Origin of the sequence: Paenibacillus sp. TAB_01 (genome assembly GCF_043945595.1) — a bacterium.
Lineage (GTDB): Bacteria > Bacillota > Bacilli > Paenibacillales > NBRC-103111 > Paenibacillus_S.
Map to the genome: position 1 here is coordinate 560,001 of NZ_JBIFNP010000001.1, position 14,579 is coordinate 574,579.

The 14,579-nt window shown below is 52.1% G+C and carries 14 protein-coding genes, 2 rRNA genes and 1 pseudogene (1 of these 17 only partly in view); 9 read left to right on the forward strand and 8 right to left on the reverse strand.

Features of this window, described 5'->3' with window-relative positions; genetic code table 11:
• The 4 genes from ACHHV8_RS02785 to ACHHV8_RS02800 all read left to right on the forward strand — a co-directional run.
• A 23S ribosomal RNA gene (locus ACHHV8_RS02785) occupies positions 1–1,312 on the forward strand (it extends 1,639 nt beyond the left edge of the window).
• A 107-nt stretch (positions 1,313–1,419) separates the two neighbouring features.
• A 5S ribosomal RNA gene (gene rrf / locus ACHHV8_RS02790) occupies positions 1,420–1,536 on the forward strand.
• A gap of 377 nt (positions 1,537–1,913) precedes the next feature.
• Complete coding sequence (locus ACHHV8_RS02795) at positions 1,914–3,113, forward strand: MFS transporter (protein WP_395156552.1); 1,200 nt, start codon at positions 1,914–1,916, stop codon at positions 3,111–3,113.
• A 3-nt stretch (positions 3,114–3,116) separates the two neighbouring features.
• Positions 3,117–3,242 carry a hypothetical protein gene (locus ACHHV8_RS02800; protein ID WP_395156554.1) on the forward strand — a complete coding sequence of 42 codons (126 nt, stop codon included), beginning with the start codon at positions 3,117–3,119 and terminating at the stop codon, positions 3,240–3,242.
• Between the two features lie 110 nt (positions 3,243–3,352).
• On the opposite strand, the gene ACHHV8_RS02805 is transcribed toward ACHHV8_RS02800, so the two are convergent.
• From ACHHV8_RS02805 to ACHHV8_RS02830, 6 genes are all read right to left on the reverse strand, one after another.
• Positions 3,353–4,960 (reverse strand): IS1182 family transposase, encoded by a 1,608-nt coding sequence (locus ACHHV8_RS02805; protein WP_395163407.1) that lies wholly within the window; start codon positions 4,958–4,960, stop codon positions 3,353–3,355.
• Positions 4,842–5,261: a hypothetical protein gene (locus ACHHV8_RS02810; RefSeq protein WP_395163696.1), complete on the reverse strand. Its 420-nt coding sequence runs from the start codon at positions 5,259–5,261 to the stop codon at positions 4,842–4,844. Before ACHHV8_RS02810 ends, ACHHV8_RS02805 begins: the two co-directional genes overlap by 119 nt.
• Positions 5,262–5,421: 160 nt before the next feature.
• Entirely contained in the window at positions 5,422–5,958 is a 537-nt protein-coding gene (locus tag ACHHV8_RS02815; RefSeq protein WP_395156556.1) for an aldo/keto reductase, read from the reverse strand.
• A gap of 28 nt (positions 5,959–5,986) precedes the next feature.
• A complete protein-coding gene (locus ACHHV8_RS02820; protein WP_395156558.1) occupies positions 5,987–6,295 on the reverse strand; it encodes an aldo/keto reductase in 309 nt (102 codons plus the stop codon).
• A gap of 114 nt (positions 6,296–6,409) precedes the next feature.
• Positions 6,410–7,045: a DUF2306 domain-containing protein gene (locus ACHHV8_RS02825; protein ID WP_395156560.1), complete on the reverse strand. Its 636-nt coding sequence runs from the start codon at positions 7,043–7,045 to the stop codon at positions 6,410–6,412.
• Positions 7,046–7,297: 252 nt separating this feature from the next.
• On the reverse strand, positions 7,298–8,650 hold the full coding sequence (locus ACHHV8_RS02830) for an MATE family efflux transporter (RefSeq protein ID WP_395156562.1): 1,353 nt from the start codon (positions 8,648–8,650) through the stop codon (positions 7,298–7,300).
• Between the two features lie 143 nt (positions 8,651–8,793).
• Here ACHHV8_RS02830 and ACHHV8_RS02835 point away from each other — a divergent pair.
• Positions 8,794–9,481, forward strand: a pseudogene (locus ACHHV8_RS02835) (TetR/AcrR family transcriptional regulator).
• A gap of 186 nt (positions 9,482–9,667) precedes the next feature.
• Positions 9,668–10,465, forward strand: a complete 798-nt coding sequence (locus tag ACHHV8_RS02840) for a TatD family hydrolase (protein WP_395156564.1) — start codon at positions 9,668–9,670, stop codon at positions 10,463–10,465.
• Between the two features lie 161 nt (positions 10,466–10,626).
• Here the strand turns inward: ACHHV8_RS02840 and ACHHV8_RS02845 are convergent, their stop codons facing one another.
• Positions 10,627–11,037, reverse strand: coding sequence for a VOC family protein (locus tag ACHHV8_RS02845; protein WP_395156566.1), 411 nt, complete (start codon positions 11,035–11,037; stop codon positions 10,627–10,629).
• A gap of 243 nt (positions 11,038–11,280) precedes the next feature.
• Between ACHHV8_RS02845 and ACHHV8_RS02850 the strand changes: the two genes are divergently transcribed.
• On the forward strand, positions 11,281–12,207 hold the full coding sequence (locus tag ACHHV8_RS02850; RefSeq protein WP_395156568.1) for a helix-turn-helix transcriptional regulator: 927 nt from the start codon (positions 11,281–11,283) through the stop codon (positions 12,205–12,207).
• A gap of 72 nt (positions 12,208–12,279) precedes the next feature.
• A complete protein-coding gene (locus ACHHV8_RS02855) occupies positions 12,280–12,810 on the forward strand; it encodes a DinB family protein (protein WP_395156570.1) in 531 nt (176 codons plus the stop codon).
• Between the two features lie 141 nt (positions 12,811–12,951).
• Here the strand turns inward: ACHHV8_RS02855 and ACHHV8_RS02860 are convergent, their stop codons facing one another.
• Positions 12,952–13,251: a hypothetical protein gene (locus ACHHV8_RS02860; RefSeq protein WP_395156572.1), complete on the reverse strand. Its 300-nt coding sequence runs from the start codon at positions 13,249–13,251 to the stop codon at positions 12,952–12,954.
• 307 nt (positions 13,252–13,558) lie between these two features.
• Here ACHHV8_RS02860 and ACHHV8_RS02865 point away from each other — a divergent pair, with 307 nt between their 5' ends.
• Positions 13,559–14,521, forward strand: coding sequence for a GNAT family N-acetyltransferase (locus tag ACHHV8_RS02865; RefSeq protein ID WP_395156574.1), 963 nt, complete (start codon positions 13,559–13,561; stop codon positions 14,519–14,521).
• Positions 14,522–14,579 lie beyond the last annotated feature (58 nt).

Genomic DNA, 14,579 nt, shown 5'->3' on the forward strand with positions numbered 1-14,579 from the left:
AGAAAAGCCTCTAGCCAGGGAGAAGGTGCCCGTACCGCAAACCGACACAGGTAGGCGAGCAGAGCATGCTAAGGCGCGCGGAAGAACTCTCGTTAAGGAACTCGGCAAAATGACCCCGTAACTTCGGGAGAAGGGGTGCCTCGGTAGGGTGAATAGCCCGAGGGGGCCGCAGTGAAAAGGCCCAAGCGACTGTTTAGCAAAAACACAGGTCTGTGCGAAGCCGCAAGGCGAAGTATACGGGCTGACGCCTGCCCGGTGCTGGAAGGTTAAGGGGAGTGGTTAGGGGTTTACCCCGAAGCTATGAACCGAAGCCCCAGTAAACGGCGGCCGTAACTATAACGGTCCTAAGGTAGCGAAATTCCTTGTCAGGTAAATTCTGACCCGCACGAATGGCGTAACGACTTGGGCGCTGTCTCAACGAGAGATCCGGTGAAATTTTAATACCTGTGAAGATGCAGGTTACCCGCGACAAGACGGAAAGACCCCATGGAGCTTTACTGCAGCTTGATATTGAACTTTGGTACGATCTGTACAGGATAGGTGGGAGCCTGAGAAGCCTGAGCACCAGCTTGGGTGGAGGCGCCGTTGGGATACCACCCTGATCGTATCGGAGTTCTAACCTGGTACCGTGAACCGGTATGGGGACAGTGTCAGGTGGGCAGTTTGACTGGGGCGGTCGCCTCCTAAAAAGTAACGGAGGCGCCCCAAGGTTCCCTCAGAATGGTTGGAAATCATTCGAAGAGTGCAAAGGCATAAGGGAGCTTGACTGCGAGACGAACAGGTCGAGCAGGGACGAAAGTCGGGCTTAGTGATCCGGTGGTACCGCATGGAAGGGCCATCGCTCAACGGATAAAAGCTACCCTGGGGATAACAGGCTTATCTCCCCCAAGAGTCCACATCGACGGGGAGGTTTGGCACCTCGATGTCGGCTCATCGCATCCTGGGGCTGAAGTAGGTCCCAAGGGTTGGGCTGTTCGCCCATTAAAGCGGTACGCGAGCTGGGTTCAGAACGTCGTGAGACAGTTCGGTCCCTATCTGTCGTGGGCGCAGGAAATTTGAGAGGAGCTGTCCTTAGTACGAGAGGACCGGGATGGACGTACCGCTGGTGTACCAGTTGTTCCGCCAGGAGCACGGCTGGATAGCTACGTACGGACGGGATAAGCGCTGAAAGCATCTAAGCGTGAAGCCCCCCTCAAGATGAGATTTCCCAGTAAAGTAAGACCCCTTGAAGACGACGAGGTAGATAGGTTCGGGGTGGAAGTGCCGTAAGGTATGGAGCTGACGAATACTAATCGGTCGAGGGCTTATCCAAGAGAAAGCAAAGAAGAAGGATGTATGCTTGTTTCGTATCTAGTTTTCAAGGTGCAAGTCGCCTTGAAGCAAAGAATTCATGTTTCCTGGCAGAAACATGACACATCGTTTGGTGATGATGGCGGAGGGGAACCACGCGTTCCCATCTCGAACACGACCGTTAAGCCCTCCAGCGCCGATGGTACTTGAACCGAAGGGTTCCGGGAGAGTAGGACGTCGCCAAGCACAATAGAGACCTTTGGATTAAATTCCAAAGGTCTTTTTTGTTAACTCGGCTTTATCCGGCCGAATTCATTCAAATCTGCAGTGCCATTGGGCCGGGAATGCAACCTGACTTATCAAGGTTTTTATTCGCTTGAGAATGCTTACGTTACGCCGCGGCCGCTTTTACGGACGCCCGGTTCTGGCGTTGCATCGGGCTCTCCGGCAGGCGAGAAGCTGGTGGATGCGCTGTCTAACTGGTTATGCGGTATTTTTGCTTTCAATTCAGCTGCAAGAACAAGAAAAAAATAGAAGGACGAACCTTGGTTTGCTACAATAGATAGGGTCTGAACATCATAGATGATTTGCATAGGGAATTGATAGATGAAGGAGATTGACTCATGACGAATCTAGCATTAGGACAGACGAAAAGCCTGTCTCCGGCACTTGTTCTCTTAATGGCCGTCTCGTGCGGGCTTACCGTTGCGAATTTGTATTACAATCAGCCGCTGCTGGCCGATATCGGGCAGACGTTCGGTGTCGATGACCGGCATGCGGGCATCATATCGATGCTTACCCAGATCGGCTACGCCGCGGGCATGTTTCTTTTTATCCCCCTGGGAGATATTTACGAAAAGAGACGGCTGATCACCGCGCTGCTTTTCGCCGTCGGTGTGGCGCTGATCGGTGTCGCTGCCGCTCAAAACTTGACGTGGATCTACATAGCAAGCCTTGCGGTCGGTGTGACGACGGTAGCGCCGCAGATGATCGTGCCGCTCGTTGCGGAGCTCGCTCTCCCGCATGAACGGGGAAAAGCTATCGGCAATGTGATGAGCGGTCTGCTGATCGGCATTCTGCTTGCCAGGACCGTCGCGGGCTTGATCGGCGAGCTGTTTCATTGGCGCGTCATGTTCGGACTTGCAGCTGTGATGATGTTCGGGCTTGCGCTAATTTTGAGATCTTATTTGCCGGGGAGTCAGCAGCAGCTCAAGCTGTCTTACAAGGAACTGATCCGTTCGATGGGACATTTGATCGCAAGCCAGCGTACAATCCGCGAGGCTTCGCTGATCGGGGCGTTCATGTTCGGTTCGTTCAGCGTGTTCTGGACCTCATTGACCTTTTATCTCGAAGGTCCCACTTATCAGTACGGCAGCGCTGTGGCGGGGCTGTTCGGTTTGGTCGGTGTCGTCGGCTCCGCTGCCGCCTCCGTCATCGGACGTCTGGCCGATCGCATCAGCCCGATTCGCATGATCGGTTTTATGATCGCGGCAGCTCTGCTTTCTTATGTATCCTTCTGGCTGCTGGGAAGCATGATCTGGGGATTGGTGGCAGGGGTCATTCTGCTCGATCTAGGGATTCAAGGCGGCCAGGTTTCCAATCAGGCCCGTATTTACAGCCTGCTGCCGGAAGCGAGAAGCCGGATTAATACCATCTACATGGTCAGCTCCTTTCTCGGCGGAGCCGTAGGTTCCGCAGCGGGGGCTTATGCATGGAGCTTGTGGGCATGGGCAGGAACCTGCGCGGTGGGGGGCGGCATGGTTGCGGTCGCTTTCCTGATCTGGCTCGGGCATCGGCAGGGCGGCCGCAAGCAGGCAGCTTAAGCGATGGGAAGATCGAGCCGGCGGTGGCAGGGTTATGCAGCTCAGCGCGAGAAGCTGCACCGGTGGATGGAAGAAACCGGAGATCCTCTTCATGCGGGAGGCAAGATCCCGCGCTGCCGGCAGGAGTGATCGCGAACAAAAGAAGCTGCTTGCCTGGAAACGGACGATTTCGAGTAAGCTGTATAGGCCGGAGGAATCGGGTGTAACAGCTAGCTTGATCAAGAACAATGGCACCTACGTTACATCAGGCTGAAGCCATCACAGGAACAGGCTATGAGGATGGGAAAAAGCGCCGCTTTAGGCCGGAGCACTCCGAGTTCGTGGTGCCGGGCCAACGCCATAGAGCTCTCAAAAAGAAAGAGGCTGTCCAAAAAGTCCCCAAAATAAAAAGGTTGGACGAGAAAACGTAAGGTTTTCCGTCCAGCCTTTTTGTATGCCTGCTTTTGCAGGAATGCAGCGAAGCGGATGCCCGCCACTTTTAGTAGGTTGTGGGCCAAAGCTACAATGCCAAACTCGGTGTGAACCTTATCCAGTCCCCGCAAGAAGAACCGTCGGAACGACCGGTTGCCCTTGATGTGACCGAACACGCTTTCTACCTCGACTTTACCCCGAACATAGATGGCGGATTTCTCGTCATCCTCAAGGGCTTTTTTGGCCTTTGCTTTTAATTCTTCCCACACCGTATTCCAGTGGACCTGGCGGTTCCCCTTTGCTTTCGTGCATGCCGGCTTGAAAGGGCAGTTGCTGCAATCTTCACATTCATACACCTTGAAGCTTTGCTCCAAACCCGATGCGTTTTTCTTCGTTTGGTATTTCTTAAAACGAACGTAACGGCCATTCGGGCAAAGGAATCGATCATCCAACGCCTCGTACGTCCAGTTCGTTGCATGACGGATGTCTTTCTTGTAGCGCCGCGTTCTCTCTTTCATGTAGTTGCCATAGGGAATGAGAAAATCGAATCGCGGTTCTCTTTCTTCGCCCACCGCATACAAGTAGTTTTCCTCACTGCCATAGCCCGCATCCGCAATCACCGTTTTCGGCATCGGCAAAGAAGACGCGGCCAATCGCTCCATATGCGGAATGAAGCAGCGCGTATCCGTAGGTCGCTGATGAAGGCTGTAAAACAAAATGAACTGGTTGTCCGTGGCCATTTGCACATTGTAGCCCGGCTTCAATTGACCATTTTTCATGTGGTCTTCCTTCATCCGCATAAACGTGGCATCCGGGTCGGTTTTGGAGTAGCTGTTGCGATCGCCAAAGCACGCTTTCTGCTGCTCATACTTGGCGAGCCGGGGTAAAAAGTCCCTCCGAATTTGTTTCAGCGGCTGCTTCCAGGCACGGCGCTCTTTGCGCAAGGCTTTCCGCTCTTCACTGCCGTTGGCTTGAGCCATCTGTTCGGTTAAGGTTTCCACTCTTTTTTCCAGCGCGGTGGCTGTTTCTTCGAGCTGGCCAGGAAGCTCATCTGGATCTGCCGCAGCATATTCGCCAGCTTCTTGCTGGGTCAGTGCATGAATATGCGCAAGGGTCTCCTGTACTTTTTTCTTGAGCTTCTCCTCAAAGCGCAGCGTGGATTTTTTCCACACAAACGAATACTTGTTAGCATCAGCTTCGATCTTCGTGCCGTCGAGGAAGTAGTTCTCCATGGTGATGTAGTTATCCGCGATGAGCTTTTGGATCATCGTTTCAAACAATTCGTCCATGCACGCTTTCATGCGCACCCCACGAAATTCATTCAAGGTGCGGAAGTCCGGCTGCTGCATCGCAGCCAGCCACATCGCCGGGAGATTTTCGCGCAGTAGCTTTTCGGTACCTCGGCAAGAGTAGACCTTTTGCGAGTATCCGTACAGAATGACTTTGAGCATCATTTTGGGATGGTAGGAACTGCGGCCTCCACCTGCGGCCTCCACCCGTATAGTGAGCAAACAGCTGCTCATCCGGGATCGCTTCAATCATTTCATCAATGACACGCGCCACATGGTGAGCAGGGATGAATAGTTCCAAATCCAGAATCATCTGAGCTTGCTTATTGTCATAGACTTGAAAGGTAGGGGCCAGATTTCGTTTGGAAACTATCTTTTCTTCTAAATCCCCTAGAGGAAGTGTCAGTTGCATGGTATACTGTTGGGTAGTAGTCGTCGGATTACGCATAAAAACCGTCCTTTTTTAAATGATGGTGTGGTAACTTTCATTTACAGGAAAAGACGGTTTTTTTGTGCCTATTTTTAACATTCCATCCAATCAAAATGGGGCTGTCCAGAAAGTCAGTTTTCACTGACTTTCTGGACAGCCCTTTTCTTTTTGGCTTGTATTATTGCTTCACCGCGTCGGAAAGCAGGGCAAAATCCGCATCGCTCAATTCGATGCCCGCCGCCGCGATATTTTCCTCGACATGGGCTACGCTGGAGGTTCCCGGAATCGGCAGCATGACCTTGGAGCGCTTCAACAGCCAGGCGAGCGCCAGCTGCGATGGCTTGGCTCCATGCTGCTTGGCAAGCGAGTCCAGTGGGCCGCCTTCCTTGGCCAGGGCGCCTGTCGCGAGCGGGAACCACGGAATGAACGCGATGTTGTTCGCTTCGGCATATTCCAGCACGGGCTCTGCATCGCGCTTGGCCAGGTTGTACAAGTTTTGAACGGAGGCGATAGGAGTAATTTCATTAGCCGCTTGAAGCTGTTCCACGGTGACCTCGCTAAGGCCGATATGGCCGATTTTACCCTCCTGCTTCAAGAGCGCGAGCTCGCCAAGCTGTTCGGCCAGCGGTACTTTGGGATCGATGCGGTGCAGCTGGAACAGATCGATCCGTTCAAGCCCCAGATGCCGAAGGCTGAGCTCGGCCTGCTGGCGCAAATACTCAGGACGGCCGACCGGGCGCCAGTCATTCGGAACCGGAGCGCGTCAAGCCGGCTTTCGTCGCGATCACCAGATCTTTGGGATAAGGGTGCAGCGCTTTTTTGAGGAGCAGGTCGGCGACGAAGGGTCCGTAAGAATCGGCCGTGTCGATGAAATTGACGCCGAGCTCTACCGCCCGCTGAAGCACGCGAACCGCCTCGTCGGGATCGCGGGGGTCGCCCCATACGCCCGGGCCGGTCAGCTGCATCGTGCCGTAGCCGAGACGGTGTACGGTTAATTCTCCGCCGATAGTAAAGGTTCCGGATTGCCGTGCTGTGATAGCTTGATTCGACATGCAAAAACCTCCTCCAAATGGTTTATATGCTCATGGCTGCTATAGTCATGTTGAAGGGCTGCTCATTTCGCGTACAGCCTACATGTTGAATTATAATGATTCCGTCCTTGCGTTTCAATTTTTGCCCAGCCTATAGACCTTGCGGATCACAAGCTCGGCCAGCAGGAACAGGGCGGCTATTGCGGCATAAATGCTGATTCTATAGCTGAGCACGTAGTCCAGGCCAAGTCCATCGTTCAAGACATAAGTAAACAAATGAATGAACAGGTTTGTAAAGCAAAAGGCATAGCTGCGGACCATCCATTTCCGGTGCTTGTCCACCCGTTTTTTCCTGATCTGGACAATCGCAGCGATCGTCATGCCCAGCCACACGCTATTCAGCAGGTTGAACGCGACGCTGCTGATCTTGCCTCCAGTGGCATAAGGGGCCATGTACCCCGACGTAAGATCGACCAGCGCAACGGATATCAAATAAATATAGCCGTTGATGCGATGCCCTTTGCGGGAACGCCGTAAAAACCCCTCGTTAAAGTTGATGGCTCCCGAAGCCATGGCCAAGCAGGCAAAAAAGACATGAACATACATCACATTCAGCCAAAGCGTCAACGGGAGAGGGCGCTTCAGGTTAGTTTTATGATTGAGAAAGGCGGCGGCGTGCGGATCGTGGATGAAATTGGCGTAAACGGTATACATAATCAATCCGACGGAGAGCGTCAGCATCAGCACATAGAGCGGATTGCGTTTAAACATAGCCTAGATACCTCTGCTTGGAATGAAATGGCTTTGTCTATGGTATGTTATTCATAATGCGATAGCCATAGGCAGTTTTATTGTACCATGCCGCTGCGCACAACCTTATCCGTGAATATTACAGTCTGATGAATGGTGAACTGTACAATGAATAAAACAACTTTTTGCGGAATTCCTTGCGTATATGGATTATATAAAAAAAGACAGGATCGGGGCCCGCCCACATCCTGCCTTTTTGCATACATAGGTTTTCTACTGTACTAAACCATCCAAATCCGGCTGCAGCTTGGTTCGCAGAACATACAGCATGATGGCGCCCACAAGGAATGCGACGGCATCCGCAATAACGAGCGACCAAACTACCCCATGGAAGCCGTACATATGATTGGCGATAAACAACACGGGAATCAGAGTAACTCCTTGAATGATTGACATAATAAATGCGGCGGTTCCTTGTGCTGTTGCTTGGAAAATCCCGGTAAACAGCGTGGTCATTCCTGTAATGAACAAGGATAAGTACGTCACATGCAGAATGTAGCTGCCCATTTCAATTAATTGCCGGTCATTCGTAAACAAACCGATTAAGTGACCGGAAATCAAATAGACGATGATGCCGAACGCTACTGCTAAAGCCACAATCGCTTTGATCGTAAATCCAACGGTATGCTTCATACGTAATTTGTTCGCTGTAAAAGAGAAGGCAATCAACGGCACGACTCCCTCGCATAAGCCCATCAAAATAAATTCGGGAAATTGCAGTAAACGGGATGAAATTCCGTAAGCCGCTACGGCCTGATCCCCATATTCGACAAGAAAATGGTTAAAGATAAGCGACATGGCACCCAAAAAGATGCTCATAATAAAGACGGGAACTCCGATTTTGAATACATTGCTCAGAATGTCCTTGGAAGCCTTGAACCACTTTATGGAGACCGTTAAGAATTGACTTTTGTATTTCATATGAAAAGCGTAGAATGCACTCGCAACCAGGTTAGAAATGACCGTAGCCGACGCAACGCCGATCACGTCCCAATGGAATACGAAGATGACTAACGCATCAAGAATAATATTGACAACGACACTGAGAATCATACCGGTCATCGAAGTTATGGCCGAACCCTCCGAGCGCACGATATTCTCCAGCGTGAAGAATAAAACGACGAAGGGTGAGCCAATAAGCATAATCGTTACATAGTCCTTTGTGAATCCGAAGGAATCGGACGTTGCTCCCAGGCCATGAACGATAGGATCGATTAAAGGAAGACCCACGGCCATCACGATTAGACCGAGAACTAAACTGCTGTAAAAGGCGAATGAAGATACATGCTTTACAGCATCATATTGTTTCTCTCCTAACAAACGGGAGATGAGGGTGCCGCTGCCGATGCCAATCAAGTTGCCCAGCGCCATAATGATTGCGAATAACGGCAAGGTTAATGCGAGTGCGGTCAACATGGCAGTGTTGTGAAGCGTGCCAAGGAAATAGGCATTCAAGATGGAATAGACGACATTCATCGATGTGCCTAGCATCATAGGTACAGCGAAGTGAGCTACGGCTTTTGCGACCGGTGCTTTTTCAAAGTAATAGATGTTTTCTGCATCCATGTCGGATCACCACTTTCTTTTTTATTTATTTTAATCTTTTTATCTAACGGTGTTAGATTGAACCTTACAGTGTTAGATGATATCATGGACTTAAGAACCTGTAAAGCATAAACTTACACTGTTAGATAAAAGGGCGGATAACGATGAAAAAACAGCAGCCTCAGATTTCGGAGGATAAGATTTTGGAAGCCTCTTGGGAGCTTCTCGGAGAGGAGGGCATCGAGAAATTCAGCATGAGACGATTGGCCGACAGGCTAGGGATTCAGGCTCCCTCTCTGTACTGGTACTTCAAGAGCAAACAGAATCTATACCAGCGTCTGGCCAACCAGGTATCGAAAATAATTCTGGAGGAGTTCCACTCCGAGGGGGATTGGAAGGAGCAGCTGACGGGGCTTGCGGTAACGGTACGCAGCGTGCTCAGCCGGTATCCCTGCTCTACGCAGCTTATGATGATGACGCTGCCCCACGAACCGGACATCATCCGTTTTACCAACCGCATGCTGCTCTGCGTGGAATCGACGCCGCTTGAGCAGGAACAGAAAATGCAAGTGGTTACTACGCTTGTGAACTATGTATTCTATTTCGTACTTGACGATTATCAGCATGAGCGCAATGTCTCCGCTGTTCTTAAGGATCAGGGAGCGCTTCCGGGCGATGAGATGATTCGCCTTCTGGACTCTATGAGCGATACGGATGCGGGACTGTTTCGGAGGATGTTCACGAACGGGCTATTCGAGCTGATGGTGAACCGACCGGGCGTTCGAATTCGGCTTGAAGCTGATTCTGCTCGGGATTGAGCAGGTGATCCAGGAGCAGGAGAGCAGAATGTAAAAAAGTCACCCGCTCCTCCGGATTATCGGCGAGGCGGTTCGACGGGCCTCTGTGTGAGAGTGAGAAGAGAAAGCGGGCTCAAGGAAAGGCTATCCCGCCTATCTCGCCTGCAAGTGAGCGCAAGGATGGCCCTTGACCTGCAGCCACAGCTGGCTCGGTGAACCTGGAAATGAAAGAGAGGCTGTCATGGCAATACCTATCATCGATGCTCACCTGCATTTGGATCTATATGAACAAGAGGAGAGGGAAGCGCTATTGAACTCTCTCGGAGCCTTCGGAGTCAAAGGACTGGTAGCTGTCTCCATGCATTTGGATTCATGCCGCAGTCTGCTTGCGCTGAAGCGGCGCACGGATCAACCGATTTATCCCGCCTTTGGCTACCACCCGGAGCAGGCACTGCCCGATGCTTCGGAGGAAGAACAATTATTTCGATGGATACGAGATCACCGTGAGGAAATGTACGCAATAGGAGAAGTGGGACTGCCTTATTATGCGCGGCTTGAAGCGGAGAAGGCGGGGCGCGGCTTCGATCTGGAGCCGTATATCTGGTTGCTCGAACGGTTTATCCGGTTGGCCGCGGAGCTTGAGAAGCCCATCGTGCTCCATGCGGTCTACGAGGATGCGGATATCGCATGCGATTTGCTGGAAAAGCACGGTGTCGAGCGGGCGCATTTTCATTGGTTCAAAGGCAGCGAAGAAACACTGCAGCGGATGAAGGAGCGGGGCTATTTCATTTCCGTTACGCCGGATGTTGTGTATAAGGAGAAAATAAGGGATATTGTTCGAGCCTATCCACTAAGCCTGCTTATGGTCGAAACCGACGAACCTTGGCCGTTTCAAGGGCCGTATGAGGGGGTTCGGACGCATCCGGGGATGATTCGGGACTCGATCAGGGAGATCGCCGCGATTCACAACAGGTCCGAGGCGGAGACGGGGGAAGCGCTTTGGGCAAACACAGTCCGTTTCTACCGATTGCAGGGCTGAGCGGTTCACTGGTTCCAGTGGTTCGATCGACCGTCGTCATGCACCGAAGCACCGCGCACTGGGAGCTGCGTGCGGTGCGGCGGCCCACATCGGACCCTTGCGGACTGTATTTTGTCATCGCCTTTGACGCCGCCGGTCTTGTCTTAGCTTCAGAAAATAAATTAATTCCGGCACGCCTGCGGGTCGTCGGTAATCATCCAGGTCATGCCGAATTTGTCCTGTACTTGTCCGAACATCGCGCCCCAGAAAGCGGGCTTCAACGGTTCCTTAACAAAACCGCCCTCGGCAAGCTTGCCGAACGCATCCTGCGCTTCCGCTTCCGTAGCGAATTCCATAGACAGCAGCAGGCCGCCCCCGGGAGCCGTCGGTTCAGACACGGCATCGGACATAAACAATTGGACGCCGCCGGCAACGACGCACAGGTGCAGCACTTTATCCTTTAACGATTCATCCGCTTCCGGCAGCTCTCCGTAGGTCAGAATTGACAAAATTTCGCCCCCCAGCGCCTGCGTGTAGAACTCAGCCTGGGCTCTGGCATTCTCCGAGAAAATATAAGGGGTAAGTTTAGCCATCGTTTAACATCCTCTCCAGTTCTATTTCGTTGACAAGCTTTATACTAGCATAAAGGGCAGATAAAGATTTCTTATGGATTGCTGTGATGGGACTGACTTCGGGGGGAAAATGAGCCAAGCTGTGCCGTTCTTCTCCGGATTCCTGGCAGCGGTTTATGGTATAATGTGGTATTCCATTTGAGCCTTGAAGAGCCAAAGAAGAGGCAGAGGCCAAATGGACATGAATGCAGCGGGGGAGTAGCAATGAAGCTGGAACGTCTTATTTCGATGATCTATATGCTGTTGAATAACGAGGTGCTTTCGGCATCTGCCCTGGCCGAGAAATATAACGTATCCCAGCGGACGATTTACAGGGATATCGACGCGATCTGCGCGGCAGGCATCCCGGTTGTTTCCTACCAAGGGGTGAACGGCGGCTACGGGATTATGGAGCAGTACAAAATGGATAAAAGCCTGCTCGGCTCCTACGATGTCGAATCGTTGATTACGATTCTGCACAGCATGTCCACTGTATTCGACGACGATCGGGCAAGGGATACCATTCATAAGCTGCAGACGATTCAGCCGGACAACCAGACGCAAAGCTTGACGATGGATATCGGAAGCCAGCGGATGTATAACGATTCGCTGCGGCTGATTCGTGCTGCGATTCTGAATCGGCAGGTCATTCGGTTCGAGTATATTAATCTCAAAAACGAGCGGATGGATCGTTCCGTTGAGCCCCTACGTCTGATATATAAGTATACCGCTTGGTATTTGAAAGGCTACTGCCGTGCGCGTAAGGAGGAACGGGAATTCCGGATTTCGAGAATCGTCCGTCTGCAATCGACGCAGGAGATTTTTCAGCCGCGCGCCGAGCAGGAACGGGCAGAGTATTGGGACGATAAAATGCCGGAGCCGGGAACGGATGTCGTGCTTCATGTTAACGGGCATGCTTTGGCCAGGGCGCTGGATCATTTTTACGATGCGGAAAAGCAGTTTCATGACGACGGAACGCTCACACTGACGCTGAAGGTTCGAGATCCGGCAGCATCGGAATGGCTGACGGCCGTCCTTCTGAGCTTCGGGGAGCATTTGAAAATTATAGAGCCCGCAGAGCTTCGGAATACGTTTCGTTCCAAGCTTGCCGGCATGCTGAATATTTATTCTGAACCGGATGAAAAAGTATGACAGGATGCTGTCATACTTTTTTTATTAAGATGAATGTAACAAAACGATAGCTAACCAAGGGAGCGATGAACGATGAAGCAAGCAGAAGAAATGTATCATTACCATGTATGGGCAAATCAAACGTTGATCAACAAATTGAAGGAGCTGCCTCGCGGGGTATACGAACAGCAGGTGCAGAGTGTTTTTCCTACGGTCGCGAAGGTCATGGCGCACATTTATTTTGTTGATCTCTGCTGGTTTGAGATTTTATCAGGCCGAGAGATGCGCGACGCGTTGGAAGCCTCCCGGGCGCTGACGGAAGAAGTAGAGAGCAAGAGTCTGGAGGAGCTGGAGCAGCTGTACGTTCAATTGGCTGCACAGTACCGCGCGTTCTTGAGCGCACAGAACGATTTGGAGCGGGTCATCGTCATCGATAATCCTTATGCCGGCGTACGTCCGACCCGCCTGTCGGAAATGTTGCTTCAGATCGTTAATCACGCTACGTATCACCGCGGCAATGTTACGGCAATGCTGCACCAAATGGGGCATGCGTCGGTCATGACGGAGTACGCATTATTCTGGTATCAAGGTGCGCCGCAAGCAGCGGAGTACCAAGTGAACTAACCGGCTGTGTGCGCGGCCGCGGCAAGAAGAAAGCAAAAATCAGCAGCTCCTTGTGTGGAGCTGCTGATTTTTTCATATACATGGCCTGATCCTTCAAGCGAGGATCCGGCACGAGCCCATGAGGAAGGCTGCAGAAGCCTTTTATGGATTGACGTAATAAGCGCCGATCGGCAGAGCGATGCCGTTGTTTACCACCACAAGGCCTACGCCTCCGGGAATAAAGGCAACTCGGGATTCGCTGTTGACCACGTAAATGCCGGGCACCATCACGCCGTTCACATTCGTTTGAATGATGGACGATACGACCACCGGCCCATCCGTTGTGGAGGTTGTAGTGGTTGTGGTCGAATCGGTTGACGCGGCGCTTGCAGCGGCCGGAAGCATCAACGCGGAACATAACGCAAGAACACCAATTTTTGCCTTTACCATTTTCATCATCATGCATCGCTCCCTTTTTAAATGTTATGTAGCTTGCTATTTCCAGCTTCTGTTAGATCAAGTTAGTTAAGTATAAATAAACCGATCTCTAAGGTGTTGAATCATTCGAAACGACCTGTTTTGCAACTTTTTTTCGATTGGATGGGAGAGGCCGGGGCGGCATAGGACAGTTTATCTAAAGCTGTTTTTTCCGGACCGGGATCTGCATGCTCTGCTATGCTAGGAGTATATGTGCGGCCCTAATGTCCAATGAAGATTTTGTTGGGGGCCGGGAAGCCTATTCGCTTACCGTGAAGGAGGAGGTTTATGCATGGACAATCTAATCATCCGTTCGGAAGCCGCAGGGGATAGTTTCGCCATAGTCGGTCTGCATGCAGCCGCATTTACGTATGGAATGGGAATGGCCGAGGCTATACTTACCTGTGTACTCCGGAACCGGCAGTGCTTCGATCCGGAGCTCTCGATCGTGGCGGAGCTGGGTGGACGGGTGATCGGGCATGTTCTTTTTACACCGCAGACATTTACCGCAAAAGGCGAAGAGATCAGAGGGGATATTCTGGCTCCGATCGCTGTCCTTCCTGAATTTCAAAAGCAAGGCGTAGGAGCCCGTCTGATTCGGGAAGGTCACGCCAGAGCCGCAGCCAAAGGCTTCGTTCTATCCCTGCTGATCGGACACGCCGATTATTATCCGCGGTACGGCTACGAACAGAAGCTGTGGGGAAGGCATCAGCTGCAGATCAGGCTGGAGGATATCCCGTCCTTGCCGCAAGGTATGGAGGAACGGCGTGTGGAGGAACCGGATCTTGCGGAGCTTGAAAGGATGTGGAGCCGCTGGTTTCAGGACGCTTCGCTGGCCGTGAAGCCGGGCCCTTCTCTGACGGACTGGCTTAGTCCGGGCAGAGGGGTGCAGGCTGCCGTCGTGATGAAGGAAGGATGCAGGTGCGGCTATATTCGCTACGACAAAGCCGATCCGGGCAAGCCGCTTTGCGTCCTGGCACGGGATACGGAGGCGCTTAGCTGGATCTGCAGCTATCTGAAGAGTAAAATGGCCCCGCAGGAGAGCGGAGCCTTGCTTCTGCCTCTTCCGCTTGCTTCACGGCAGCTTCAGAATTGGGCCATCCCTTGCTCTGAGGTGTTTCATACCAGTTCGGAACGGATGCTGCACCTGCTGAATCCGCATCATCCGGCGCTCAGCGAATACCGAAGCGGCGTGCAGGCGGGTGTTGTCCTCCCCGGGCCTGTTCTGTGGCCTGTGGAATTCGATGTGTGCTGAAACGAACCGAAGAAAGAGCACCTGCCCTCAACCTGCATGTAAATCGCATGCAGATTGA